Source organism: Myxococcus virescens (assembly GCF_900101905.1).
Lineage (GTDB): Bacteria > Myxococcota > Myxococcia > Myxococcales > Myxococcaceae > Myxococcus > Myxococcus virescens.
Window position 1 is genome coordinate 239,960 of sequence record NZ_FNAJ01000001.1, and the last position, 25,548, is coordinate 265,507.

A 25,548-nucleotide genomic window follows, 5' to 3' on the forward strand; every position below is an offset into this window, starting at 1 on the left:
AGTCACCCCGAGGGCCGCCAGACAGGCGGACGCGGCTCACGCCCATTCTCGGGGGCTTCCGTCACTTTCCACCGCTAGACTTCGCCCAATGCTTCACGTCATTCCCCTGGGCGGCCTGGGCGAAATCGGCCTCAACTCCATGGTCATCGCCTGCCGTGGGGAGATGCTGCTCATCGACGCCGGGCTGATGTTCCCCTCCGCGGGGATGCCCGGCGTGGACATCATCATTCCGGACTTCAGCCACCTGAAGCAGAACGCCGCGCAGCTCAAGGGCGTGCTGCTCACCCATGGCCACGAAGACCACCTGGGCGCCCTGCCCTACCTGCTCAACGAGGTGCCTGTCCCCGTCTACGGCACGCGCTTCACGCTGGCCATGGCGCGCCACCGGCTGGAGGAGCTGGGCATCGAGGCGGACCTGCGCGAAATCGAGCCGCGCGAGCCCTTCCCCGTGGGCACGGCCTTCCGCGTGGAGGCCAGCCGTGTCACGCACACCGTGCCAGACGCGGTGGGCTACATCCTGCGCACGCCCGAAGGCACCCTCATCCACACCGGCGACTTCAAGCTGGACCCGGACCCCATCGACGGGCTGCGCACGGACCTGGAGCGCTGGGGCGAGGCCGGCGAGGAGGGCGTGCTCTGCCTCCTCTCCGACTCCACCAACTCCGAGGTGACGGAGGAGACGGGCAGCGAGCGCGTGGTGGAGCAGACCTTCGAGCGCCTCTTCCAGGGCGCCACCGGCCGCATCATCGTCGCCCTCTTCTCCTCCCACCTCCACCGGGTGCGGCACCTGCTGGCGCTGGCGGAGCGGCTGGGGCGCAAGGTGGCCCTGCAGGGCCGCAGCATGCTGCGCAACGTGGAGATGGCGCGGGAGATGGGCTACCTGGACGTGCCCGACTCCCTCTTCGTCCACCTGGACACGGTGCCGGCGCTGCCCGCGCAGCGGGTGCTGGTGCTGACCACCGGCGCCCAGGGCGAGCCCCGGGCCGGACTGTCCCAGCTCGCGTCAGGGGACGGCCCCGTGCGGCTGAATCCCGGCGACCTGGTGGTGCTCAGCTCGCGGGCCATCCCCGGCAACGAGCGCTCCGTGGGCGCGCTCATCGACGCGCTCCAGTGGCGCGGGGCGAAAGTCGCCTACGCCCAGGTGGAGCCGGGCATCCACGTCTCCGGCCACGCCAGCCAGCCCCAGCAGCGGCGCGTGCTGGACCTGGTGCGCCCAGCCCACTTCATCCCCGTCCACGGCGAGGGCCGCCATCTGCACAAGCACCTGCTCACCGCGCGCGAGGCCGGGCTGGAGCCCGCCCAGTGCCTGCTGGCGCAGGACGGCGACGTCGTCACCTTCGAGGAAGGCCGGGGGCGCTTCACCGGCAGCGTCCCGTCCGGACGCATCCTCAAGGACCGGTTCGGCCCTGGCCTGGTGACGCCGGACACGCTCCAGGAGCGCGTCCGGCTGTCGGAGACGGGCATGGTGGCCGCGGTGGTGGTCCTCCAGCGGGGGACCCAGAAGCTGGTGGCGGGGCCCCAGCTGTCCGGCCAGGGGCTCTCCCTGGACGAACAGGTCCTGCTCCCCCGGGTGGCCCAGGACGCGCAAGTGCTCTTCGAGGAACTGTCCCCCGTCCTGCGGGGCGATGACGCCCTGGTGAGAGAGGAACTCACCCGGGCCGTGCGCCGGGCCTTCAAGGCGCACACGTCCAAGCGTGCCCTGGTGGTGCCCTTGGTCGTCCGGGTGTAGGTATGGTAAGGGCCGCTGCCCATGCCATCCTTCGACGTCGTCTCGAAAATCGACCTCGCGGAGCTCGACAACGCGGTCAACCAGACCAAGAAGGAGCTCAGCACGCGGTACGACTTCCAGGGCACCCATGCCGACGTGGTGCTGGCCCCGGACCATACCGCCATCACCGTGAAGGCCAACAGCGAAGACCGCGTCCAGGCCGCCAAGGAAGTCCTCCTGACGAAGCTGGCCAAGCGGAACATCAGCCTGTTCGCCCTGGAGTACGGCGACGTCGAGAAGACGGGCCTTCACAACGTGAAGCAGGTCATCAAGCTCCAGCAGGGCATCCCGGTGGAGAAGTCCAAGGAGCTGGTGAAGCTGCTGAAGGACTCGAAGATGAAGGTCCAGGGCTCCATCCAGGCCGACCAGCTTCGCGTCACGGGCAAGAACCGGGACGACCTCCAGGCGGCCATCGCCCTGTTCCGCAAGGAGCAGGACCGGCTGAAGCTGGACATGCAGTTCACCAACTTCCGCGATTGAAGAGGCCCATGCGCGCTGCCGCCCTGTCCTTCTGCCTCCTGTTCTGCGCCCCGGGCGTGGCGTCCGCCCAGGCGGACCGTCCTTCCAAGCCGGTTCCCTCCCTTGCCAAGCCCCCGCGCATCCAGGGTGGGCTCAAGGCCTTCGCGTCGCCGATGGTGCTCAAGCCCGTCGCCGTGGAGGGCGCCACCGCCTCGTTCACCGCCAAGGTGGGCGCGCGCAAGGACACGCTGTACGTCGGCGTGGAAGCCACCGACGACCAGCTCCAGGCTGGCGACTTGCTCACCCTGTTCCTCTACTTCCCGGGCACCGGCCCCACCGCCACCGGCTACACGTGGCGCTTCGCCTTCGATGGCAAGCGCGCGTCCGGGGCGGAGAGCGGCACGCCGCAGTTCGCGCAGGACCTGGTGACGGCCGCCGTGCAGCGCCAGGGCAACACGCTGCTGCTGATGGCGTCGGTGCCGGTGCGCGCCTTCCCCCGCTTTCCCGCCGTGGACCCGCTGGTGATGGACCTGTGCCTCACCTACGAGGACCGGGACAGCGCGGACGGCAAGGCCACGTCCATCTCCAACTGCCAGAGCGGCACCATGGTAGGTGACGCGCTGCGCCTGCCGGACGAGCCTCGCAAGGGCCTCAAGCTGAAGCTGCCGGAGAACGTCACCTCGCTCGAGCCCAGGGAGGACGGGCTGCTGGGCTGGGACTACATGAGCTACCCCGCCTGGGCTCAGGCGGACGACGAGCTGACGCCTGCCTCGCTGCGCGGCCTGGTGGCGCCGGACGCCGTCGTTCCCTCGTCCGTGGACCTGAACGTGCCGGATACGCTCACCCTGGAGGACGGCGGACGCGTCGTCACGGTGGTGAGCGGGAAGAATCCGTATGCCGTCGCCGGTCAATGTGACGCCGATGACGAGCTGCGGTTGGGCCTCTACCTGGTGACCGGGAAGACAGCGCGCCGGGTGCTCGAGTGGCCGGCCGCTACCTGCGCGCTGGGGCGCACGTCGTCGGTGGAACTGGAAGAAGAGGGCGTGCTGTCCATCCGTTACTCGAACGGCACGTCCATCAACTTCGCCTGGAGTGGGACCCACTTCTCGCGAACCGAACTCGGAAAGCGGTAGACGCAGTGGAAACCACCACCCCCAAGAGCCTGTACATGATGACCCTCGGCTGCCCGAAGAACCGGGTGGACTCCGAGGTGATGCTGGGCACGCTGCGCCACCGCGGCTACACGCTGGTGCAGGAGGCGTCCGACGCCCAGGTCATCGTCGTCAACACGTGCGCCTTCATCGGTCCCGCCAAGCAGGAGTCGGTGGACTCCATCCTGGAGATGGCCGAGCTGAAGAAGTCCGGCGCCTGCAAGACGCTGGTGGTGACGGGCTGCTTGTCCCAGCGCTACGGCGAGGAGCTGTCGAAGGAGATGCCGGAGGTCGACCACTTCCTGGGCACCAGCGCCTACGCCCAGATTGGTGACCTGCTGGCCGCCGAGGCCTCGCCGCGTCAGGTGATTCCGGACCCGGACTACATCCACGACGCCAACACGCCGCGCATCAACTCGATGCCGAAGTACACGGCGTACCTCAAGATTTCCGAGGGCTGCGACAACGCCTGCGCCTTCTGCATCATCCCCACCCTGCGCGGAGGGCAGCGCTCGCGGCCCATCGACGACATCGTCGCCGAGGCGAAGCAGTTGGCGGACAGCGGCGTGCAGGAGCTGAACCTCGTCGCGCAGGATTTGACGGCCTACGGGCATGACCTGCCGGGCCGGCCGAAGCTGCATGATTTGCTCAAGGCGCTGGTGCAGGTGGACGTGAAGTGGATTCGCCTCCACTACGCCTACCCGCGCATCTTCCCGGACGAGCTCATCGAGGTGATGGCCTCGGAGCCGAAGATTGCCCGCTACCTGGACATGCCCGTGCAGCACGTCAGCGACAAGTTGCTGCTGTCCATGAAGCGCGGCCGCAACTCGGAGTTCCTCAAGGGCCTGCTGACCAAGCTGCGGGAGCGCGTGCCCGGCCTGGTGATGCGCACCTCGCTCATCGTCGGCCTGCCGGGTGAGACGGACGAGGACTTCGAGATGCTGAAGGAGTTCGTGAAGACGCAGCGCTTCGAGCGCCTGGGCGTCTTCCAGTACTCCGACGAAGAGGGCACCGCCGCCTACGACCTGCCGGACAAGGTGCCGCAGAAAACCATCGAGCGCCGCTGGCGCGAGGTCATGGCCATCCAGAAGCGCATCAACCGCGAGCAGAACAAGAAGCTCGTGGGCAAGCGCCTGGAGGTGCTCGTGGAAGGCCCCGCGCCGGAGACGGAGCACCTGCTGGTGGGCCGCCACCAGGGCCAGGCGCCGGACATCGACGGCATGGTCTACATCAACGATGGCCTGGCGTACCCGGGGGAGATTGTCACCGTGGAGGTGACGGAAGCCCACGACTACGACCTGGTCGCCCGCGTGGTGGAGCGCCCGGACCCGAAGCAGCGCGAGCACACCGCGCGCGACGCGCACCCGGCGCCGCTGCCGGTGTCGGTGATGCAGCGTCCGGCCCCTCGCGCGGAGTAGGCGCGAAGGCCCCGGACGCCGCGGGAGCCCTCAGCGCGAGGGCTCCTCCAGCACCAGGGTGCGTCCCGGGCTGACGGCGCGCAGGCGCTCGCGCAGCTTCTCCCGGTCCGCCTTCGCCGACTTCGGCGTCGCCGCCAGCTTCTCGTGGAGCTCGCGCGCCGTGGCGTCGTACCAGACCTCACGCACGGGCCCACCCTCGGCCAGGTGCCGCGCCACGCCCGCGAGCAGCCGGCAGCAGTCCTCCCAGCCCGCGTCCTGCTGAGGGCCGCCCTGCTCCCGGGTGAAGGCGATGGCGTCATCCAACGTCTTCCCGTCCTGCAGGTAGACGTTGATGAGCGCCCGGGCCGCGCGGTTCCCCGCGTCCCGCATGCTGAGCCACAGGAACCACGCCTTGCCTTCCGGCGCGGGCGACTCCACCGCGTAGATTTCGGTGACGGGCGCGGGCGTGCCGTCCGGACCGAGGCCCACGAGCCCCGCCTCGGGCGACACGAGCAACACGAACGCGTCCGCGGGCAACTTCAGCGTCTCCGCCAGCACCGTTCCCGGCGTCTCCTTCACCAGGCGCCGGGCCAGGTCCGCCGCCACCTCGTAGCGCTGCCGGCCCCGCTCCTCGTGCACCACCAGGTGCCAGTCACGCAGCACGGCCTGGAGGTTGGTATGGGCCCACTGCTGGCGGAACTCGTAGGTGTCCACGCCCTTGCGCCGGCAGATGTCGTCCAGGGTGGAGCGGAGCGCATTCAGCATCTCCTCGTCCTTCAACATGTCGACGTAGTGCGTGTGGCCCACGCGCTCCGCGACGCGTTCGATGACGGCCAGCAATCCGAAGCGGATGGCGCCACTTGCGTCCTGCACGGACAACCGGCCCCGCTCCACTTCCTTGGAGAGGGCGTCGTACATCCGCGAGACGCCCTCCTTTTCCAGGTAGCGGCGGGCCAGCTCGATGGAGCGGCGCTGTTCGGTGTACTGACGGTCGAACTCGGTGGGAGACGGGCGCATGTGCGCCAGAGGAGAGCGCAGCACCCCCGCCCCTGTCCAGGCAACGCTAACGGGGGTCTTCCGGCTCCAGCTCCCGCTCCCCAGGCGGGGGCTCACGCGAGGGAGCGCCTCGCGACGGCATGGCCACGCCCTCACCCAGCGGCGTGGGCTGGCACTCACACACGGTGCGGCGAGAGGCGGTCTCCGTGACGAAGGCACAGGCCGTGGGGCACTCGGGCTGGCGGCCTTCCTCGAACAGGCCCAGCGTGAAGTCGCGCGCGGTGGACAGCGCCGCATGGCAGGCAGGCAGCACCTGCGCCAGGGAGCGCCAGGGCACGCGGTGCTGCGTCGTCAGGCCCCTGCTGGTGGCGGGGAAGCTCAGCCCCACGCCACAACCGCTCACCAGCTTCTGCCCGTCCGGCCCCAGCGGCTCCAGGTGCAGCCGCCCTCCTTCTGGCAGGTCCCGGTACACGGCGCCGCTGATCGAGACGCTGCCATCCGGCTCACGCCGCACATGCAGGCCGTAGCAAGCCTCCTCACGGAAGGAGCCATCGGGCGCGGCGCAATGGCTGGTGGCGGAGCCTTCTGACGGCCGGACGCGGGGGCGCCGCAGCACCAGGGCCCCGCCCTTTGCGTCCAGCGTCGCGGTGAAGCGGCCCCAGACATCCGGCCCCAGGCGGCCCAGGCTGCTCGGCGAGTCCCAGCGCCCAGCGGCCTCCACCACCAGTGGGCGGACACCGAGCCCCTCGGCCACCTCTACTGCGTCCAGCGCGAAGGTTCGCGGCGGCAGGTTTGCGGCCGTCTCGAGCGGCTGAAGCCCCTGTGCCTCGGCGAGCCGCACGGACACTCGCGAGAAGGGCTCGCGCGAGCCAAGGACGAAGGGGCCCGTGAGCTCCGCTCCGCCCTGCGTCATCCGCGCGGCCAGCAGGGGCCAATCGCCCAGCGGCTCGCGGCTGAGCTCCACCACGTGCACCTCGCGCGAGGCCTCCGTGGCCGCCGCTTCCGCGACGTAGTCCGCGCGCGGGCGAGAGGTGGTGAAGGTCACTTCCCGCCGCAGCGGGTCCACCGTGAGCGCGTAGAACTCCAGGACATCCGCGCCCAGCGTCACGGCGCAGACCTTCTCACCGGACAAGCCCGCGGTGCGCACAGGCGACCGCACCGGGCCCACCGAGAAGGCGGGCAAAGGCACCACGGGCCAGGAGCGGAAACCTCCAGCGGGCTCGGGCGCGCGGATGGTGCCTTCGGGGGCGGGAAGCGCGCCGTCGAAGCAGCCTCGCGACACGAGCGAAAGTGGCCGCGCCACGTCCAACACCACCGGCACGGGCCGCGTCCCCAGCTGGCCCGCCACGGTGAGCCGCAGCGCGGGCGAGGCCAGCAGCGGCAGCGTCTGACCATGGAAGCCTTGCGGACGCTCGGCGCTGGCGGCCGGTTCCCGGTGGCACCCGGTCCCGGCCAGCCCCATCCACCCCATCAGCAGGAACGCGCGACGCACGCTCCGCAGGTTACTGCTTCTTCGCCTTCGTGAAGTCATCCACGCGCGTGTCGTCCGGCACGTCCAGCTTGAAGCTGTCCGCGTCGAGGCCCACGTTCGTCTTCAGGTTGAGGAAGGAGATGGTGTTCTCACTGCCGTCCGGGTCCACCACCGTGCTCTTGAGCACCTGGGCCGTGGATGGATCCACCTCCAGGCGCACCTGGCGGAAGCGCGGCTCGTTCTTCAGCGGATCCAACACCAGCAGCGTGCCCTTGCAGTCCTTGCAGGCGCCCTTGGTGATGTTGAACTCGTCCGCGAGCTTTCCCTGGCCGAAGAGGAACGTCACCGACGCGGAGAGCTGGCTGGTGTCCACGTTGGCCACGGTGAGGCTCTGCGCCGCCGGGTCGTACGCGTACACCTTGCTGCCCGCCAGCACGAAGGTGCGCGGCGAGGGCTTCAGGTACTCCCAACGCATCAGGCCGGGCTTCTTGTACGTGACGGTGCCTTCGGACGTCTGCGTGCGCCGGAAGGTCTTGTACTTGTAGTCCTGGCGGAAGCCCGCGCGGAAGTCGCCGGTCTTCTCGTAGAAGGCCTGCATCCGGTCCACCAGGGACTTCACTTCCGGCGTCATGGGCTTCGCGGCGGCGGGGGCCGCGGGCGCGGGCGCGGCGGCCTGAACCGTCGGAGCGGGCTTCACCGGGGTGGCGGCAGGGGTGGCAGGGGCGGACAGGAGCGTAGCGAGCAGGGCTTCGAAGAACATGGCGTACCTCCATCTAAACCATCCCGACGGGGCCTGGGCCCCGGCATTCACGGGGCCTTCTTGAACAGGCGCTTCCTCTGTTTGATGGCCAGCACGTAGAAGCGCTCGCGCAGGGCCTGGGCATCCTCGGGAGACAGGTCCCCTGACTGGCCCAGGTGCTCGTCCCGCCAGGCAATCGCCCGGCTGATGCAGGCGGACGCCGCGGCGGAGATGTTGAGGCTCTGGCTGAACCCCTTCATGGGGACCCAGAACGTGCCGTCCACGCCGGCCAGCACGTCCTCGCTCACGCCGCGCCGCTCGTTGCCGAACACCAGCGCCATCTTCCCGTCGAAGCGCAGGGTGTAGAGGCTGGTGGCCCCCTCCTGGATGGCGGAGGCATACAGCGAGAAGCCACGGGACTTCAGGTGCTCGCGGCACTCGGCGAACGTCTTGTACAGCTTCACGTCCAGCCACTTGTCGCAGCCCTGGGCCACCCTCGAGTTGGGAACGAAGGGCGCTTCCGGGTTGATGATGATGTGGACTTCCTGAACGCCCATGGACTCGCAGGTGCGAAGCACTGCGGCCATGTTGAAGCTGTCCTCCAGCCGGTCCAGGACCACCGTGAAGTTGCGCGTCCGGTGACTGACGACGCGATCAATCTTCTCCTTGCGCACGTCGAGCAGGAACTGCTCCGGCTCGAACTGCTCCCGCTCATAGCGCTCGTAGCGCGCACCACCACCCGACATGGACTCAGCTCCTCCTGCCGCCCGACTTGCGCGCCGGAGCACGCTTCGGGGCCGCGGATGCCTTCTTCGCGGCGGCCTTGCCCGACGAGCCGCTCTTGCGCGCGGATGCCTTCTTCGCGGCGGACTTCTTCACGGGCGCGGTGCCCGACTTGCGAGCCGGGGCCTTCTTCGTCGCGACCTTCTTCGTGGTCCCAGTGCCCGACTTGCGAGTCGAGGCCTTCTTCGCCGCAGCAGTGCCCGCCTTGCGCGCTGCGGACGTCTTCGCCGCTGCGCCCGTCTTGCGAGCCGGAGCCTTCTTCGTCACGGCCTTCTTCGCAGCCGCAGACTTCTTCGTCGCCGCAGACTTCTTCGTCGCCGCAGCTGCGCCCGCCTTGCGAGCCGGAGCCTTCTTCGCCGCGGCCTTCACCGTCGCGGCGCCCACCAAGGAAGCCGGAGCCTTCTTCGTCGCGGCCTTCGCCGTCGCGGCGCCCGCCGAGGAAGCCGACGCCTTCTTCTCCGCGACCTTCGCCTTGGCCTTCCCCGCCCGAGCCGCCTTGGCGGGAATCTCCACGTGGAGCTTCTCGGTGCGCCCCGTGAACAGCACCTCCGCCACGGAGTCCATCAGCGGCTGCATGCCCTCGCCGGTGGCGCAGGACACGGGATACACACGGATGCCGCGCTCACGCAGCGCCTCCGTGAAGCCCTCCAGCCGGGCCTGCGCATCGGGCAGATCCAGCTTGTTGGCCGCCACGACCTGCGGCTTGGACGCCAGCTCCGGGCTGTACTTGCCCAGCTCCGCGTTGAGCACGTTGAAGTCGTGCAGCGGCGAGCGGCCCTCGCCCTCTGCCCCCATGTCGATGAGGTGGATCAGCACCTTGCACCGCTCCACGTGGCGCAGGAACTGGTGCCCCAGGCCCACGCCCTCGCTGGCGCCCTCGATGATGCCGGGGATGTCCGCCATCACGAAGGACAGGCCGTCCTTGTACTGGACCATGCCCAGGTTGGGGACCAGCGTGGTGAAGGGATAGTCGGCGACCTTCGGCCGCGCCCGGCTCACGCGGGAGATGAACGTGCTCTTGCCCGCGTTGGGGAAGCCCAGCAGTCCCACGTCCGCCAGGAGCTTCAGCTCCAGCCGGAGCGTCAGTTCCTCGCCCTTCGTCCCATCCTGGGCGAAGCGCGGCGTCTGCCGGGTGGAGGTGGCGAAGTTCATGTTGCCCAGGCCGCCGCGCCCGCCCTTCGCCGCCACCCAGCGCTGGCCGGTCTCGCTCAGGTCGACCAGCAGCTCCCCGGTGTTGGCGTCCTTCACCAGCGTGCCCACAGGCACCTTGAGCACCATGTCCTCGGCGGCGCGACCGTTACAGTCGCTGCCCATGCCGTGCTCGCCATTCTTGGCGCGGTGGTGCTGCTGGTAGCGGTAGTCGAGCAGCGTGGTGAGCTGCGGGTCCGCCACGAAGACGACGGAGCCGCCGTTGCCGCCGTCCCCGCCATTGGGGCCACCGCGCTCGATGTACTTCTCCCGCCGGAACGAGACGGCGCCGTTGCCGCCATCCCCCGCCTTCACGAAGATGCGGACCTCGTCGACGAACTTCATCTGGGACTCCTGGATAAACAAAGAGCGGGCCGCCCTCGCATCCCGCTGCCGGAAGGGCGCGTGGACTGGAGAAGCGACCCGCTCGTGGGTGCCGCACGGTTGCCGGCCTCAAGGGCCAGCCAGCCGTCAGGCGCTCGCCTGCTCAGCGGCGGCCGGGTAGACCGAAACCTTCTTCCGGTCGCGGCCCAGGCGCTCGTACTTCACCACGCCGTCCACCACCGAGTAGAGGGTGAAGTCGCGGCCGAGCTTCACGTTGGCGCCGGCGTGGATGACCGTGCCGACCTGGCGAACGAGGATGCTGCCCGCCGACACCGTCTCACCGCCGTACACCTTCACGCCACGATACTGCGGGTTGGAATCGCGACCGTTGCGCGAAGAACCCTGTCCTTTTTTATGAGCCATGACACCGTGCTCCTGAAGTTTGAGGTGAAACCGCCCGGACTAGCCGGCGATGGAGGTGACCTTCACCTCGGTGTACGGCTGACGGTGACCGCGGCGGCGGGTCCAGCCCTCCTTCTCCTTCCGGAAGTGGAGGACGCGGCGGTGCTTGTCCTGAGCCAGGACCTTGCCCACGACCTTCGCGCCGGCGACGGTCGGCTGGCCCACCTTCGGGCTCTCCGAACCACCGACCAGCAGAATCTCCGTGAAGGTCACTTCGGCCCCGACGTCGCCCGCGATCTTCTCGATCCGGACCACATCGCCCTCGGCGACGCGGTACTGCTTCCCGCCCGTGCGAATCACTGCGTACATCGTCAAACCCCTGTCATCTGTCGGGTTGGGTCAACCCGTGGAATCGACCGCGCATTTCGGACGGGTGGACCATCCAATCGCGCCAAAGGCGGCGGGATTTACGGGAGATACCCTGGGGAGTCAAGGTGGTTGAAGGATCAGACGGACACTCCCCGGCCATTTACCCACCCCCTGGGTCAATGCTAACTCAGTACCCGGGCTTTCGGCCGCCCTTTCGCGTGCCGGCCCGACAACCTCGTCCAAAGGGGGATTACCATGAAGAAGTTCCTGATCGGCCTCATGGCCAGCAGCGCCCTTGCCTTCGGCACCGGCTGTGGCGGTGGCGATGATGACCTTTGCGAAGACCTGCACAACAGCAGCAACGAGGTCGACAAAAAGGGCCGTGCCTGTGGAGTGACTGGGCTATCGGACAATGAGCTGGACGCCGCCATCCAGCAATGCAAGCGCAGCCTCGATAAGTGCACCGATAGCGACAAGGAGAAGATAGAGGGAGCCATCAAGTGCCTGGACAGGATCAACACCTGCTCCGAGGGCAACGAGGGGCAGTACTTTGGTGAGCTGTTCGGCTGCGCGGCACAAGTCTACGGGCTCAGCCAGGCCTGCCGGACCGCTGTTTCCCTGGAGGACCTGGACGAAGAGCCGTAATTTCAAGCGGCCTTCCATCCAGGGAGTGCTCCTGGGCCCGGCTCCTTCTTCAAGGTGACCGGGCCCTCTCATGTCCGGTCGGCGCCGTCGCCCGCCCGCCCAGCACCCGGCGGAGCCTGCGGTAGCGCTGGAGCATGTCCACCTCCAGCGGCGCGAGCTTCAACCCTCGCTCGTACTGATCCAGCGCCTGGGGGAGCTGGCCGTCGCGCTCCAGCGCGCCACCAGACTGGAAGTGGATCCGCGCCGTGCCCATGGCCTGCGGCCTGCGCGCCAGGAACTCCCGCCGAAGGGACTCCAACTGCTCGGCCGTGAGCCCCGCCTCCAGGCACTTCGCCACGCCACGGTGATTGCCGCGCCAGGCATCGTAGAGGGCCCGCTGCACCGTGGCGCCCAACGCCTCGGCCGCCTCGCGGACGCGGACGCGCAACGCATCCACCTGCGCGCGTTGGGGAGGCGTCAGCGCGTGCTGTTCCAGGGACTCCAGCGAGCGCCAGGCCTCACGGGTCCGCAGGCGCACCGTGCCCATGTCCGAATCAGGCTCCAGCGCCAGCACCGCATACGCGTCCCCCGCCGAGCGCTGACGCCAGGTCTCCAGCAAGCGCGCCACGGCCGGGTCTTCCGTGGGCAACACTTGCGGGACGACACGTACCGGCTCGCCCTGGAGGAGCGCATCCACGGCGGCCTTGAGCACAGCGGTGGCCTCCACGAACTGGACGCCGAATCCGGTGGGCATCCCCCAGACGCGCGCTTGCGCGGGCGGAACGACCCGCACCACTTCACACATGACCGACAGGGGCCCGGACGCCAGCTCCAGCACCACGGGCAGCCGCGAGCACAACGGCGGCAGTACGCGCCCACCGTGAAGGAACAAGCCGCCCCGGGAGAGGCCACTGCCCCTGAGCCGCACAGGGCATTCCCCTGGCCGCAGCACGACCTGCACCGGCACTTCCACGAGGGAGGCCCGGGGCGCCATCGGCACAGCGGGGGCAAGACGCCGCTGGGACGTGCCCGCGAGCGACGAAGGCACCTGCCCCGCCCGCGCGTCCGCGCCAGGCCGTCCCCGCGACTGGCCTTCGGTGGGCATCTCTGGCGCGGCGGGCGCCCGCTCGAGCACCGCGAGTCCTCCGGGACGCGTCTTCCGCGCCGACACGCGCACGTGCTCGGCGAGCGCCACCTGCAACGCGTTCCGGAACGCCGCGATGGAGGCGTATCGGTCCTCGGGCTTCTTGGCCAGGGCGCGCAGGATGACGTGCTCCAACGCGGCGGACACAGCCGGGTACACGGAGCTGGGGGGCGGCGGTGGCCGCAGCTGATGGGCCACCAGTTGCGCGGCCAGTCCCTCATCGTTGAAGGGAAGCCGGCCGGTGAGGAGTTGGTAGGCGATGACGCCCAGCGCATACAGGTCCGCGCGGCCATCCACGCCGCGCCCCAGGGACTGCTCGGGGGCCATGTACTCGGGCGTCCCCACGATGATGCCCGCGTGCGTCTGGGGCATGTGCGCGTCCGCCAGCTTGGCGATGCCGAAGTCCAGCACCTTGACGAAGGGCGCGTTGCGCTTGCGCCGGACCAGGAAGATGTTGTCCGGCTTCAGGTCGCGGTGGACGATGCCTCGCGCATGCGCGGCCTGGAGCGCGTCGCACACCTGCGACAGCACCGAGACGACCGCGCCCGCGGCCAGCGGCGTCCCCACCCACGCGGACAACGGCGCCCCATCCAGGAACTCCATGATGAGGTAGGGGCGCGGCGGCGTGGCATCCATGTCGAAGATGCTCACGATGTTCTCGTGGCCGATGAGGTTCACCGCCCGCGCCTCCGCATGGAAGCGCTGGACCAGCTCCGGGTACATCGTCAGGTGGGCGTGCAGCACCTTCACCGCGACCCGGCTGCCAATGGAGACGTGCTCGCCCAGGTAGACGGCCCCCATGCCGCCCCGGCCCAGGCGCCGCACCAACCGGAAGCTGCCGCACCGGACGCCCACCAGAGGGTCCTGCGCCTCGACCACGGGGGCACACCTGGGACGCGCCGTCCCCCCGGCCCGCACGTCCGCGCGCACCAGCGTCGGACACGAGGCATCCGCCCCATGCCGCCGGCCACACGCCCCACACCCACCACCGCTGCTCACCTCGGGCATCCGCCTCCCCCCAACCTGCCCGCCAACATGGACTCCGGGAGCACTGACTTCCACGGGGGATGAGGGCAGATGTCCGCTGGTGCCGCACCCTCGAAGCCATGGTCGCAGAACAGGGTCCGCTGGCGGACGCTGTGCGTGCCGACAATCCATCACGGTGGCTAAAGTGCGGCGCCATGTCGCCAACCCAGCGCCGCATCCCCGTCGTCAACCTGTCCCATTACCGCACGGGCACGCCCCAGGAGCGCGCCCGCTTCGTGCAGGTGTTCGGCGACGGCATCAAGGAGTTCGGCTTCGTCACGGTGGAAGGCCACGGCATCGACGACGGCCTCATCCGCCGCACGTACACGGACGTGGAGCGCTTCTTCGCCCTGCCCGAGGCCACCAAGGCCCAGTACGCCCAGGCGGGGCACGGCGGCCAGCGCGGCTACATCGGCTACGGTCAGGAGCACGCGAAGAACCGCCAGGTGGGAGACCTGAAGGAGTTCTGGCACGTGGGCCGCGAGCTGCCGCCTGACCACAAGTACCACGCGCTCTACGGCCCCAACGTGTGGCCCACCGAGGTGTCCACCTTCCGAGAGCACACGCTGTCGCTCTTCAACGCGCTGGATGGCGTGGCGGGTGTCATGCTCCAGGCGCTGGCCGAGTACTTTGGCGTGGCGCGCGACACCTTCAGCGGCATGGCCACGGACGGCAACTCCGTGCTGCGGCTCATCCACTACCCGCCGTTGAAGGAGCGCTTCATCCCCGGGGGCGTGCGCGCCGCCGAGCATGAGGACATCAACCTCATCACCCTGCTCTGCGAGGGCACGGCGTCCGGCCTGGAGCTGCTCACCCGCGACGGGGAATGGCTGCCGGTGGACACGCTGCGCGGACAGATTGTCGTCGACTCAGGCGACATGCTCAGCCGCGTGACGAACGAAATCATCCCCGCCACCACGCACCGGGTGGTGAATCCGCGCAGCAAGGAAGAGGACACGGTGCGCTACTCGATGCCCTTCTTCGTCCATCCCTACGCGGACTGCGTGCTCCAGGCGCTGCCCTGCACCCAGACGGCGGACACCCCGGCGCGCCACGCGCCCATCACCGCGGATGCCTTCCTCAAGCAGCGGCTGCGCGAGAATGGCCTGCTGAAGTAACGCACCGTGGACACGGCCACCGACCTCGTCGAACTGTTCGCCCTCCAGCCCCGCGTCTCGCTGGAGGACTACGCCTCTCCAGCCGCCTTCACCGCGCGACACCGTGCGCTGGCGGCGAAGGTGGATGCCCTGCGCGCCCGGGATGCGTCAGGCCAGCCGCGCTCCCCAGCGCTCGTCGTGTGGCCGGAGTCGGTGGGGGCACCGCTGCTGTTCCTGGGCCACATGCACCGCGTGCGGCAAAGCACCTCACTCCAGGGTGCACTGAAACGCGTGCGCCTCTCCGAGGCCTGGGGGGTGTGGAATGCCTGGAGCAACTTCCGGCCGCCGTCGCTGACGGAGTGCATCTACGCCGCGCGAGCGCCCCTCGTGCACCGGACGCTGTGGAACACCTTCTCTGGCATCGCGCGGGATTTCGGCCTGTGGGTGGTGGCGGGCAGTGCGCTGCTGCCCGCCGGCCGCCGGGGGGAGGGCTCGCCGGACTTCGAACCCTTCAGCGCGCGCACCTACAACACCAGCTACACCTTCTCGCCCGAAGGCAACTGCGTCGCGGCCGCGCGCAAGGCCAACCTGGTGCCCTCCTGGGAGGACGGGCTTCACCTGAGCCCTGGCCGCCCGGAGGACCTGGCCGTGCTCCAGACGCCCTTCGGAAAGCTGGCGACCCTCATCGGCTATGACGGCTTCGCCCAGCCGCATACCCGCGACGAGCCCTGGTTCGCCCCCTGCGCGCAATACCTCGACGCCGTGCGAGTGGACGTCCTCGCCCATCCCTCCATCCACGCCGGGCCGTGGGCACGCGCTGCCCAAGGCGAGCGCTGGCAACACGAAGGCCTGCCCGCGCAGCTCCGCACGCTCCGGAACGTGCGCTACGTGGTGAGCGCGCAGCAGGTGGGCAGTCTGCTCGGCGGCACCTTCGAAGGTGCCGCACACATCCTGGAGCGCACGGCCTCCGGCGACGTACGCGTGCTCGCCCATGCCCAGACGACGCAGGAGGAGGACGTGGTGCACGCCACCGTCCCCACCGCGGCACACGGCACGCCTTAGTCGCCGAGCTTCTTCTTCAGCAGCTCGTTGACCAGGGCGGGGTTGCCCTTGCCCTTCATGGCCCGCATCACCTGACCCACGAAGAAACCGAACACCTGCTTCTTGCCGGCGCGGTACTTCTCAATCTCCCCCGCGTTCTTCGCGAGGATGTCGTCCACCACCGCCTCGATGGCGCCGGTGTCGCTCACCTGGGCCAGGCCCTTCTCCGCGATGATGTCCGCGGGCGCCTTGCCCGTGCGGAACATCTCCCCGAGCACATCCTTGCCCGCGTTGGCGGACACCCTGCCCTGGTCGACAGCGCCCAGCAGCTCCCCCAGGTGTGCTGGCGTGAAGCGCAGCGCGGACAGCGGCGTGCCCTCTTCCTTCAGCAGGCGCATCAGCTCTCCGAGGAACCAGTTGGAGAGCTTCTTGTAGTCCTTGTAGTACCCGGCGCAGGCCTCGAAGTAGTCGGCCAGCGGGCGCTCGGCGGTGAGGATGCGGGCGTCATACGCGGGCAGTCCGTACTGGTGGGTGAAGCGCTGGAGCTTCGCACGCGGCAGCTCCGGCAACGCCTTCGCCGCGGCGTCGATGGCCTCCGCGCTCACGTGCAGCGGCGGCAGGTCCGGCTCCGGGAAGTACCGGTAGTCGTGCGCCTCCTCCTTGCTGCGCATGGAGCGGGTGACGCCCTTGTTCACGTCCCACAGGCGCGTCTCCTGCACCACCTTGCCACCCGACTCGATGACGTCCACCTGCCGGGCAATCTCGTACTCGATGGCCTGCTTGAGGAAGCGGAACGAGTTGAGGTTCTTCAGCTCGCAGCGCTTGCCAAACGTGGTGGAGCCCTTCGGCATCACCGACACGTTGGCATCGCAGCGGAAGCTCCCCTCCTCCAGGTTGCCGTCGTTGACGCCCAGGTAGACGAGCACGTCCCGCATCGCCTTGAGGTACTCCACCGCCTCGTCCGCGTCGCGCAGGTCCGGCTGGCTGACGATTTCGAGCAGCGGCACCCCCGCGCGGTTGAGGTCCACCAGGCTCTGGCCCCCACCGGCGTCATGCACGCTCTTGCCCGCGTCCTCTTCCATGTGGATGCGGAGGATGCGGATGGCCTTCTCGCCCTGCGGCGTGTCGATGACGAGCCGCCCGTGCTCGCAGATGGGCTGGTCGAACTGCGTAATCTGGTAGCCCTTGGGCAGGTCCGGATAGAAGTAGTTCTTCCGGCTCCACACGCTCGTCGGGCGGATGGTGCACTCCAGCGCCAGGCCCGTGCGCACGGCGAACTCCGCCACGCGCTGGTTGAGCACCGGCAGCACACCGGGCATGCCCAGGCACACCGGGCAGGTGTTGCGGTTGGGCTCGGCGCCGAACGCGGTGGAGCAGCCACAGAAAATCTTGGACTGCGTGAGGAGCTGCGCGTGGACCTCGAGGCCGATGACGGGCTGGAAATCGCTCACGGGCATGGCGGTGTCACCAGGGCGGACGCTCGAGGGCCCTACAGGGGCGCGGAGCGGCGGAAGAAGTCGTGCTCGCGCTCGTAGGCGCGGGCAATGCGCAGCAGGCCAGCCTCGTCGAAGGGCCGTCCCAGAATCTGCAGGCCCACGGGCAAGCCCGCCTTCGTGAAGCCGCAGGGCACCGACAGGCCGGGCAGGCCCGCCAGGTTGCAAGGCAGCGTGTAGATGTCCATGAGGTACATGGACAGCGGGTCCTCCACCTTCTCACCCAGCTTGAAGGCCGGCACCGGCGAGGTGGGCGACAGCAGCGCGTCCACCTGCTGGAAGGCCCGCGTGAAGTCCTCGCGGATGAGCGTGCGAACCTTCTGCGCACGCAGGTAGTGGGCGTCGTAGTAGCCGGAGGACAGCGCGAAGGTCCCCAGCATGATGCGGCGCTTCACCTCCGCGCCGAAGCCCTGCTCCCGCGTCAGCGCGTACACGTCTCGCAGGCTGCGCGCGTCCTTCGCCCGCAGGCCGAAGCGCACGCCATCGTAGCGAGCCAGGTTGCTGGACGCCTCCGCAGGCGCGATGAGGTAGTACGTCGCCAGCGCGTACTTCGTGTGGGGCAGCGACACGTCCACCAACGTCGCGCCCAGACGCTCGTACTCGCGCAGGGCCTCGCGCACCGCGGCCTCCACCTCCGGGTCCATGCCCTCGGTGAAGTACTCGCGCGGAACGCCCAGCTTCAGGCCCCGCACGCCGGCCTCCAGGTCCGCCGAATAATCCGGCACGGGCGCGTCCGCGGACGTGGCGTCCTGCGCGTCCGGCCGCGCAATCACCTGGAGCAGCGCCGCCGCGTCCGCCACCGTGCGCGTCATGGGGCCCGGCTGGTCCAGCGACGAAGCGAAGGCGATGACGCCAAAGCGCGACACCCGGCCGTAGGTGGGCTTCAGCCCCACGGTGTTGGTGAGCGCCGCGGGCTGGCGGATGGAGCCGCCCGTGTCCGTTCCCAGCGCGCCGAACACCTCGCGCGCGGCCACCGCCGCCGCCGAGCCACCAGACGAGCCGCCCGGCGTGCGCGACACGTCCCACGGGTTGTGGCTGGGAAAGAAGGCGCTGGATTCGTTGGAGGAGCCCATCGCGAACTCATCCATGTTCAGCTTGCCCACCAGCGGCAGGCCCGCCTCCTTCAGCAGGCGCACCACCGTGGCGTCATAGGGCGGAACGAAGCCCTCCAGGATGCGCGAGCCGGCGGTGGTCTCCACGCCCTCGGTGAGGAAGATGTCCTTGAGCCCCAACGGCACGCCGTCCAGGGCGCTGGCGGGACTGCCCGACTTGCGGCGCGCGTCACTGGCGCGAGCGGCGGCCAGGGCACCGGCTTCATCCACGCGCAAGAAGGCGCGCACCTTCGGGTCCACCTGCTGGATGCGCGCCAGGCTCGCGCGGGTGGCCTCCTCGGAGGAGGCCTCTCCCGCGGCCAGCTTCGCGGCCAGCTCCAGCATCGTGAGGTCCGTGAGCTGCATGGCGTGGAACCTCCGGGACTACTCGATGATTTTCGGCACGGCGAAGGACGTGTCCGACTTCGCCGGCGCGTTGGCCAGGGACTTCTCTGGCGGCAGGGACGGCCGCGTCACGTCCTCACGCAACCGTGAAGACGTGAGCGTGGCGTGGGAAGTGGGCTCCACGGCCTCCACGTCGAGCGACTGGAGCTGCTCCACCGCGTCCAGCACCGCGGACAGCTGGGTGGTGAAGCGCTGCTCCTCTTCCGGAGTCAGCGACAGCCGCGCCAGTGTGGCCACATGGCGCACCTGCTCGAGCGTGAGCGCCACGGCGGCCTACTTCTTCTTGAAGAGGTTGAGGATGGCCCCCATCACCTTGCCACTGCCCTCGTGGCCGTGCTGGGCGACCAGCTGGTCCAGCTCCCCGGCGTCCAGGAAGATGCCGTGGCAGTTGAAGCAGGTCTCGATTTCGACATTCCCCTGCTTCAGCGTCTGGAGGTCCATGCCGCACTTGGGGCACTTCATCCAGTGGAGCTTCTTGAGCTCCTCGCGCTGCTGCGCCGCGCTCGCCGCGGCCTGCTCCAGGGCCAGCTTGCGCTTCTTCTCAATCTCCTCCCGGGCGAAGTACTCCTCCTCGGTGGATGACGGCTTGTCGGTACGGGCGTCGGCCATGTGATGTTCCTCCACGAAGTCCCGCCGCCGCGCGGCATGCGCGCCCGGGCGGCGATGTTGGGCGGCACCATACCCCCTCTGGGGAGGGGTGCAGCCGAAATGTAGGTTCCCCGTCCTGAGCTGGAAAATTGACCGGTCCCCCGCCCTCCCTACACTCGCTGCGGGCATTGCTACAGCCCGCTACGCGGCTGAGACGCGCAGAGGGAAGACGGACATGACGGCGAAGAAGGGTCGGGCGGAGAAGGCGGTCTTGTCCCGGCAGGAAATCGCGACGCGCCGCAGGGCGCTGGCGGACAAGCGGATGAAGGCCGGCAAGGGCGGAGACGTCACCACCCGGGCCATCACCGGCGTGTTCCTGCTGGCGGCGTCGTTGATTGCCCTGCTGGCGGTGGCCACTTTCGACGCGAAGGACCGGGTGGGCCCGGGCTTCAACAACGCGGTGGGCCCCATGGGGCACCTCATCGCGGAGTCGCTGCGCGGCATGCTCGGCGTGTGCGCCTACCTCATCCCCGTGGGCGGCATCTACACGGCCATGGTGCTCTTCGTGGGCAGCCGGGACCGGAAGCGGGGACCGCAAATCATCAGCCTGGCGCTGCTGACGGTCAGCGTGTCCGTGCTGGCGCAGCTGATGTTCGCCGGTGACAAGGGCTGGGCACACCCACCGGGTGGCGCGCTGGGCGCCAGCCTGGGCGGCATCATGTCCGGCCTGTTCTCCACGGTGGGCACCGTCATCCTGGTGACGGCCATCAGCGCGGCCGCCCTCATCGTGGGCACCCAGTACACCTTCCTCAAGCTGTGCTCGCTGGCGTGGGCCGGGATGTGTGTGGTGGGTCGCCGCGTCCAGGAATCCGCCAGCGTGTTCTGGGAGGCGCAGAAGGTGGCCTACCAGGAGCGCCAGGAGCGCGCCGCCCAGGAGAAGCTGGAGGAGGCCGCCTTCCTCGCGCAGCTCGAGGCTGACGAGGAAGAGCTCGCCGAAGCCGAGCGCCTGGCCGAAGAGGCCGAGGCCGCCGAGGCCGAGGCCATGGCGGAGGAGGCCTTCCGGCTGTCGAAGCAGCAGGAGAAGGAGCAGGCCGCCGCCGCGAAGCTGGCGCTCAAGGAGTCCCGCGAGCGCGAGAAGGCGGAGAAGCTGGAGAAGAAGCTGCTCCCGCCGACCCGCGAGGCCGACTCGCTGCCCCCTGCCCCCGCGCCCGTGCTGGCCCTTCCGGAGAAAGCGCCGGCGAAGGCGGAGAAGCGCCCGGCCCTCGGTGCCGACCCGGCCTGGGCCGCGTCCTTCCTGCCGCCCTCGCCCAACCTCATCATTCCCGCCGACGGCGCCGACGCCACCGAAACGCCGCGCGCCCGCCGCAAGCCGAACATCGTCACCGGCCCGGCGCCGGTCCCCATGGCCGACATGGAGGCCGAGCCTGTCGCGCCCGTCGCCGCCGCCCCCATCGCGCCGGTGCCCCCCGCCCCCGCCGCCCCGGCCGACATCGTCCCCGCGCCGCAGGCCGCGCTGGCACGCATGCCGCTCATCGTGGAGCCCAAGGCCCCGCCCAAGCCCACCGTCAAGAAGAGTCAGGACCAGTTCGAGTTCGTCGGCGACCGCAAGAGCTTCTCGCTGCCGCCGCTCGACGTGCTCGAGTGCGACAAGACGGAGCGCTCCGCGCTGGACAAGGACGTGTACCTGTCCACGGCGGAGAAGCTGCGCGCGAAGCTGGCGGACTTCGGCATCGTCGGCGAGGTGGTGGAGATTCGCCCCGGCCCCGTCGTCACCATGTACGAGTTCCTCCCGGGACCCGGCATCAAGGTGAGCAAGATTGCCGCGCTCGCGGACGACCTCGCCATGGCCATGGAGGCCATGCGCGTGCGCATCGTCGCCCCCATCCCCGGCAAGGGCGTGGTGGGCATCGAAGTTCCGAACAGGGACCGCGAGACCGTCTACCTCAAGGAGATTGCCGAGCAGGACGCCTTCAACAAGGGCGCCAGCAAGCTGACCATGTGCGTGGGCAAGGACATCGAGGGCATGCCGTACGTCCTCGACCTGGCCAAGGCGCCCCACCTGCTCATCGCCGGCACCACCGGCTCCGGTAAGTCGGTGGCGGTGAACTCCATGATCATGAGCATCCTCCTCAAGGCCACGCCCGAGGAGGTCCGCTTCATCATGGTGGACCCGAAGATGCTGGAGCTCTCCGTCTACGAGGGCATCCCCCACCTGCTGCTGCCGGTGGTGACGGACCCGAAGAAGGCGGCGCTCGCGCTGCGCTGGGCCGTGGAGGAGATGGAGCGCCGCTACCAGATGCTGTCCGAGGCGGGCGTGCGCAACATCGCCGGCTTCAACAAGCTGGTGGAGAGCACCGCGGTGGAGGTGAAGGCGACCACCGAATCCGCGCCGAAGAAGAAGGCGAAGCCGAAGAACGTGCTCGTGCTCGATGGCGAAAGCCCCAAGTCCTCCATGCCCGCGGGCGGCGAGAGCCTGGGCGTCGCCGCCCCCCGGGACGACGAGGACGACATGCTCGACGCGCAGGCGTCCGAGGAAGCCGAGGCTCCCGAGCTGGAGGCCGAGTCCGAGGACACCGAGGCGCTGGAGGCCAGCGAGTCCACCGAGCCGGAGAAGAAGCAGCTCAAGAAGCTGCCCTACATCGTGGTCATCATCGACGAGCTCGCCGACCTGATGATGGTGGCCAGCCGCGAGGTGGAGACCTACGTCGCGCGCCTGGCACAGATGGCCCGCGCGGCCGGCATCCACCTGATGGTCGCCACGCAGCGCCCGTCCACGGACGTCGTCACCGGCGTCATCAAGGCCAACTTCCCCACGCGCGTCAGCTTCATGCTGCGCTCGAAGCCGGACTCGATGACGATTCTGGGCACGGTCGGCGCGGAGGCCCTGCTGGGCATGGGCGACATGCTCATCATGCCGCCCACCAGCGCGCACCTGCAGCGCGTGCACGGCGCGTTCGTGTCGGAGAACGAAATCAAGAAGGCGGTGGACCACCTCAAGGCCCAGGGCAAGCCCGTCTACGACGACTCCATCCTCAAGCCGCGCGACGAGGACGTGGAAGGTGGCGGCGAGGAGGACGAGCTGTCCGACGAGCTGTACGACCAGGCGCTCGCGACGGTCAGCGAGATGCGGGCCGTCTCCATCTCCATGCTCCAGCGCAAGATGCGCATCGGCTACAACCGCGCGGCCCGCATGATTGAGCGGATGGAGCGCGACGGCGTGGTGGGCGCGGCGGATGGTGCCAAGCCCCGCGAGGTGCTCATCCGGGGCCTCGGCGACATGCCCGGCGCCGGGGCCATGTAAGGCCCACGTGGCCGCCGTCTCCCGGATGGGATGGGAGGCGGTGGCCCTGGCGGTTCCACTTCACGGGGGCGTCCTGGCTCGGCCCGGACGCCCTCGCTGTTTTCCACCCGAGGCGTGCCCATGATTGTCGCCATCTCCCGCTTCCGGCCGGCCCCCGAGGAAGCGGACCGCCTGGTCGCCCGCTTCCAGGCGCGCACGCGGGCGGTGGACGGATACCCGGGCTTCCTGGGGCTGGAGGTGCTGCGCTCCTTCGAACGGCCGCCGGAGCTGATGCTGGTGACGCGCTGGCGGGACAAGGCCTCCATGCGGGCCTACTTTCAGTCCGAGGACTTCCAGCGGGCGCGGGAGGCGAGCGCCCAGCAGGAGGACGCCACCTTCGCCCTCTACGAGGTGGTGGGCACATGAAACGCGATGCCGGTTCCCAAGCGGCCCGGTGTCGTCTATGGGCGGAATCCCATGGCTGAACGCATTGCCCTTTTCGCCACCGCCGCTCGCGGCACCGAGGACCTCCTGGCCGACGAGCTGAAGGAGCTCGGCGCCCGCCGCATCCGCCAGGACCGCGGCGGTGTCCGCTTCATGGCCACGTTGGACGAGGCGCTCATGGTGGCGCTCTGGTCCCGCATCGCCATGCGCGTGCTCTACCCGCTGGGCGCCTTCGAGGCCCGGGGCGCGGAAGGCCTGTACGAAGCCGCCGCCAGCATCCCCTGGGAGGAGCACCTCACCCCCGAACACACCTTCGCGGTGGATGCCACGCTGAAGGACAGCGAGCACAGCCACTCCGGCTTCGTGGCCCTCAAGGTGAAAGACGCCATCGTCGACCGGATGCGCGACACGAAGGGCGCCCGGCCGGACGTGAACACGCGCGACCCGGACATCCGCGTGGTGGCGCACCTCGCCCGTGAAACGCTGTCCCTGTCCCTGGATTTGTGCGGCGAGCCCCTGCACCGCCGGGGCTACCGCGTGCGCCCCACGCCCGCTCCGCTGAAGGAGACGCTGGCCGCGGCGGTGCTGCGCGCGGCGAACTACACGGGGACGGAGGGACTGGTGGACCCGATGTGCGGCTCCGGCACCTTGCTCATCGAGGCAGGCCTCATCGCCCGTCGGCGCGCGCCCGGGCTCAACCGGGACTTCGCGGTGGAGCGCTGGCCGGAGCTGGGCGCCCGGGCCCGCGAGCTGCTCGCGGACATGCGCGCGGATGCCCGCCGCAACGAGCGGAAGGTGGAAGTACCGCTGCTCGGCTTCGACAAGGACCCGGAGGCGCTGGAGGCCGCCAGCCGCAACGTGCGCGCCGCACGCCTGACGGAGGAAATCCAGCTGGCCGAAGGTGACGCGACCCGGCTGCCGCCGCTGCCGGAGACAGGCGGATTGCTCGTCACCAACCCACCCTACGGCGACCGGCTCGGCACGGGCGGCCAGAAGGGCATGAAGAGCTTCTACTTCAAGCTGGGCGAGTCGCTGCGCGTCCCGGGCTGGCGCGTGTGGGTCATCTGCGGCAACCCCGGCTTCGAGAGCGCCTTCCATGCGCGCCCCTCCGCGAAGCGGGACCTCTGGAACGGCCCCATCGCCTGCTCGCTGCTCGGCTACCGTCCTCCAGACGGTGGCAGCGCTCGGGGTGACACCGGGGACGGCTCAGAAGCGCCGCTCGGTGCGCCGCGCCAGCCGGCGGATGTTGCCCCGGTGCGTCCACAGCATGAGGGCGAAGAGGAGGGCTGAGAGTCCCGCGTATTCCACGGCCCGAGCGGTGAGCGCCGACGTGCCCACCGCCGTGGCCCCCGCCGCCAGCGAGCCCAGCGAGCTCACGCGCGACACGGCGAAGACGGTGACATACGCCAGCGCGCCCGCCAGCGCGGCCTGGGGCACCAGCACCAGCAGCACGCCCAGCGCGGTGGCCACGCCCTTGCCGCCCTGGAGCTTCAGCCACACCGGGTAGATGTGTCCCAGCACCGCGGCCAGCCCCACCGCCACGTGCACGGTGGGCGCATCTGGCAGCAGGCGCACCGCCAGGACCACGGGCAACGCCCCCTTGATGGCATCCAGCAGCAACACCACCGCGCCCAGCTTCTTGCCCGCCACGCGCGTGACGTTGGTGGCGCCGATGTTCCCGCTACCGCCCTTGCGCACGTCCACCCCGCGCAGCCACCGCGTCAGCAACACACCGAAGGGAATGGAGCCGGCGAGGTAGCCCAGCAGGACGAGCGCGGAAGTCACGACGCAGAGGCTACAGCAGCAGGTGGGGGAAGCGCGTCTTCACCACCACGTAGGCGTAATTGACCAGGATGATGATGGGCGTCAGGACGCCCAGGACGCTCCACTCGCGGGGGGAGAGCTCCACCTGGGGAATGGGCATCGCGAACACCAGGTGCAGCACCATGACCACCGCCGCCAGCGCGAACACGATGGCCGCCACCGTTCCCAGGGGGTTGGCCTCCCAGGCTCCGGCGAAGTTGAGGTGGGATACCCGGTCGGCCACGCGCGTCAGGCCGCAGCCGAGGCAGGGCCACCCGGTCTGCTCCCTGAGCACACAGCCCCAGAAGGGGATGATGCGGGCCACCGGGATGTAGCGCGCCACGAGCAGCCCCACCACGCCAGCGAGCCCCATGGCGTCCACGGTGCTGAAACGGCGGTTGCGGGGAGGGATGACGACCTTCAAGCGCACCTCCTCAGCGTGTGCGGGTGGATGGACTTTAGTAC

The 25,548-nt window shown here is 69.5% G+C and carries 24 protein-coding genes; 10 read left to right on the forward strand and 14 right to left on the reverse strand.

Annotation, left to right across the window (positions count from 1 at the left end):
- Positions 1-88: 88 nt before the first annotated feature.
- The 4 genes from BLU09_RS00960 to rimO are packed head-to-tail and all read left to right on the forward strand — an operon-like array spanning position 89 to position 4,796.
- Positions 89-1,729, forward strand: coding sequence for a ribonuclease J (locus BLU09_RS00960; RefSeq protein WP_090484408.1), 1,641 nt, complete (start codon positions 89-91; stop codon positions 1,727-1,729).
- Between the two features lie 21 nt (positions 1,730-1,750).
- The gene (locus BLU09_RS00965; protein WP_090484410.1) at positions 1,751-2,248 is read left to right on the forward strand and encodes a YajQ family cyclic di-GMP-binding protein; all 498 of its coding nucleotides are present in this window, start codon (positions 1,751-1,753) and stop codon (positions 2,246-2,248) included.
- An 8-nt stretch (positions 2,249-2,256) separates the two neighbouring features.
- Positions 2,257-3,360 (forward strand): hypothetical protein, encoded by a 1,104-nt coding sequence (locus BLU09_RS00970; protein WP_186817698.1) that lies wholly within the window; start codon positions 2,257-2,259, stop codon positions 3,358-3,360.
- A gap of 5 nt (positions 3,361-3,365) precedes the next feature.
- The gene (gene rimO, locus BLU09_RS00975; protein ID WP_090484415.1) at positions 3,366-4,796 is read left to right on the forward strand and encodes a 30S ribosomal protein S12 methylthiotransferase RimO; all 1,431 of its coding nucleotides are present in this window, start codon (positions 3,366-3,368) and stop codon (positions 4,794-4,796) included.
- 30 nt (positions 4,797-4,826) lie between these two features.
- On the opposite strand, the gene BLU09_RS00980 is transcribed toward rimO, so the two are convergent.
- From BLU09_RS00980 to rplU, 7 genes are all read right to left on the reverse strand, one after another.
- A complete protein-coding gene (locus BLU09_RS00980) occupies positions 4,827-5,816 on the reverse strand; it encodes a hypothetical protein (protein WP_090484417.1) in 990 nt (329 codons plus the stop codon).
- A gap of 22 nt (positions 5,817-5,838) precedes the next feature.
- The gene (locus BLU09_RS00985) at positions 5,839-7,263 is read right to left on the reverse strand and encodes a hypothetical protein (protein WP_244171334.1); all 1,425 of its coding nucleotides are present in this window, start codon (positions 7,261-7,263) and stop codon (positions 5,839-5,841) included.
- Positions 7,264-7,273: 10 nt separating this feature from the next.
- Positions 7,274-8,002 carry an outer membrane lipoprotein periplasmic chaperone LolA gene (gene lolA / locus BLU09_RS00990; protein ID WP_090484421.1) on the reverse strand — a complete coding sequence of 243 codons (729 nt, stop codon included), beginning with the start codon at positions 8,000-8,002 and terminating at the stop codon, positions 7,274-7,276.
- A gap of 47 nt (positions 8,003-8,049) precedes the next feature.
- Complete coding sequence (locus BLU09_RS00995) at positions 8,050-8,727, reverse strand: TrmH family RNA methyltransferase (protein WP_090484423.1); 678 nt, start codon at positions 8,725-8,727, stop codon at positions 8,050-8,052.
- A 4-nt stretch (positions 8,728-8,731) separates the two neighbouring features.
- Positions 8,732-10,297, reverse strand: coding sequence for a GTPase ObgE (obgE, locus tag BLU09_RS01000; RefSeq protein WP_090484425.1), 1,566 nt, complete (start codon positions 10,295-10,297; stop codon positions 8,732-8,734).
- 126 nt (positions 10,298-10,423) lie between these two features.
- A complete protein-coding gene (gene rpmA / locus BLU09_RS01005; RefSeq protein ID WP_011551586.1) occupies positions 10,424-10,699 on the reverse strand; it encodes a 50S ribosomal protein L27 in 276 nt (91 codons plus the stop codon).
- Between the two features lie 39 nt (positions 10,700-10,738).
- Complete coding sequence (gene rplU / locus BLU09_RS01010; protein WP_026113820.1) at positions 10,739-11,047, reverse strand: 50S ribosomal protein L21; 309 nt, start codon at positions 11,045-11,047, stop codon at positions 10,739-10,741.
- 255 nt (positions 11,048-11,302) lie between these two features.
- Between rplU and BLU09_RS01015 the strand changes: the two genes are divergently transcribed.
- Complete coding sequence (locus BLU09_RS01015; protein ID WP_090484428.1) at positions 11,303-11,692, forward strand: hypothetical protein; 390 nt, start codon at positions 11,303-11,305, stop codon at positions 11,690-11,692.
- A 49-nt stretch (positions 11,693-11,741) separates the two neighbouring features.
- On the opposite strand, the gene BLU09_RS01020 is transcribed toward BLU09_RS01015, so the two are convergent.
- Positions 11,742-13,823 (reverse strand): serine/threonine-protein kinase, encoded by a 2,082-nt coding sequence (locus tag BLU09_RS01020; RefSeq protein ID WP_186817699.1) that lies wholly within the window; start codon positions 13,821-13,823, stop codon positions 11,742-11,744.
- A gap of 173 nt (positions 13,824-13,996) precedes the next feature.
- Between BLU09_RS01020 and BLU09_RS01025 the strand changes: the two genes are divergently transcribed.
- Together BLU09_RS01025 and BLU09_RS01030 are read left to right on the forward strand one after the other, a co-directional pair.
- A complete protein-coding gene (locus BLU09_RS01025; RefSeq protein ID WP_090484431.1) occupies positions 13,997-14,959 on the forward strand; it encodes an isopenicillin N synthase family dioxygenase in 963 nt (320 codons plus the stop codon).
- 6 nt (positions 14,960-14,965) lie between these two features.
- On the forward strand, positions 14,966-16,000 hold the full coding sequence (locus tag BLU09_RS01030; RefSeq protein ID WP_090484433.1) for a carbon-nitrogen hydrolase family protein: 1,035 nt from the start codon (positions 14,966-14,968) through the stop codon (positions 15,998-16,000).
- Here the strand turns inward: BLU09_RS01030 and gatB are convergent.
- From gatB to BLU09_RS01050, 4 genes are read right to left on the reverse strand one after another with little or no spacing between them, the layout of a single operon-like run.
- Entirely contained in the window at positions 15,997-17,436 is a 1,440-nt protein-coding gene (gatB, locus tag BLU09_RS01035) for an Asp-tRNA(Asn)/Glu-tRNA(Gln) amidotransferase subunit GatB (protein ID WP_090484435.1), read from the reverse strand. The two genes, BLU09_RS01030 and gatB, sit on opposite strands and share 4 nt — an antisense overlap.
- Before the next feature lie 32 nt (positions 17,437-17,468).
- On the reverse strand, positions 17,469-18,929 hold the full coding sequence (gatA, locus tag BLU09_RS01040) for an Asp-tRNA(Asn)/Glu-tRNA(Gln) amidotransferase subunit GatA (RefSeq protein WP_011551579.1): 1,461 nt from the start codon (positions 18,927-18,929) through the stop codon (positions 17,469-17,471).
- Between the two features lie 18 nt (positions 18,930-18,947).
- Positions 18,948-19,235: an Asp-tRNA(Asn)/Glu-tRNA(Gln) amidotransferase subunit GatC gene (gene gatC / locus BLU09_RS01045; RefSeq protein ID WP_011551578.1), complete on the reverse strand. Its 288-nt coding sequence runs from the start codon at positions 19,233-19,235 to the stop codon at positions 18,948-18,950.
- Positions 19,236-19,241: 6 nt separating this feature from the next.
- The gene (locus tag BLU09_RS01050; protein ID WP_026113821.1) at positions 19,242-19,577 is read right to left on the reverse strand and encodes a TFIIB-type zinc ribbon-containing protein; all 336 of its coding nucleotides are present in this window, start codon (positions 19,575-19,577) and stop codon (positions 19,242-19,244) included.
- A 214-nt stretch (positions 19,578-19,791) separates the two neighbouring features.
- Between BLU09_RS01050 and BLU09_RS01055 the strand changes: the two genes are divergently transcribed.
- The 3 genes from BLU09_RS01055 (at position 19,792) to BLU09_RS01065 (ending at position 24,570) form a co-directional block, all read left to right on the forward strand.
- Positions 19,792-22,857 carry a DNA translocase FtsK 4TM domain-containing protein gene (locus BLU09_RS01055; protein WP_186817700.1) on the forward strand — a complete coding sequence of 1,022 codons (3,066 nt, stop codon included), beginning with the start codon at positions 19,792-19,794 and terminating at the stop codon, positions 22,855-22,857.
- Positions 22,858-22,977: 120 nt separating this feature from the next.
- Positions 22,978-23,262 carry an antibiotic biosynthesis monooxygenase family protein gene (locus BLU09_RS01060; RefSeq protein WP_163884327.1) on the forward strand — a complete coding sequence of 95 codons (285 nt, stop codon included), beginning with the start codon at positions 22,978-22,980 and terminating at the stop codon, positions 23,260-23,262.
- 6 nt (positions 23,263-23,268) lie between these two features.
- Positions 23,269-24,570 carry a THUMP domain-containing class I SAM-dependent RNA methyltransferase gene (locus BLU09_RS01065; RefSeq protein ID WP_090484440.1) on the forward strand — a complete coding sequence of 434 codons (1,302 nt, stop codon included), beginning with the start codon at positions 23,269-23,271 and terminating at the stop codon, positions 24,568-24,570.
- Here the strand turns inward: BLU09_RS01065 and plsY are convergent.
- Positions 24,487-25,065 carry a glycerol-3-phosphate 1-O-acyltransferase PlsY gene (plsY, locus tag BLU09_RS01070; protein ID WP_090484442.1) on the reverse strand — a complete coding sequence of 193 codons (579 nt, stop codon included), beginning with the start codon at positions 25,063-25,065 and terminating at the stop codon, positions 24,487-24,489. The two genes, BLU09_RS01065 and plsY, sit on opposite strands and share 84 nt — an antisense overlap.
- Before the next feature lie 10 nt (positions 25,066-25,075).
- Entirely contained in the window at positions 25,076-25,507 is a 432-nt protein-coding gene (locus BLU09_RS01075) for a DUF2752 domain-containing protein (protein WP_163884329.1), read from the reverse strand.
- Positions 25,508-25,548: the final 41 nt, after the last annotated feature.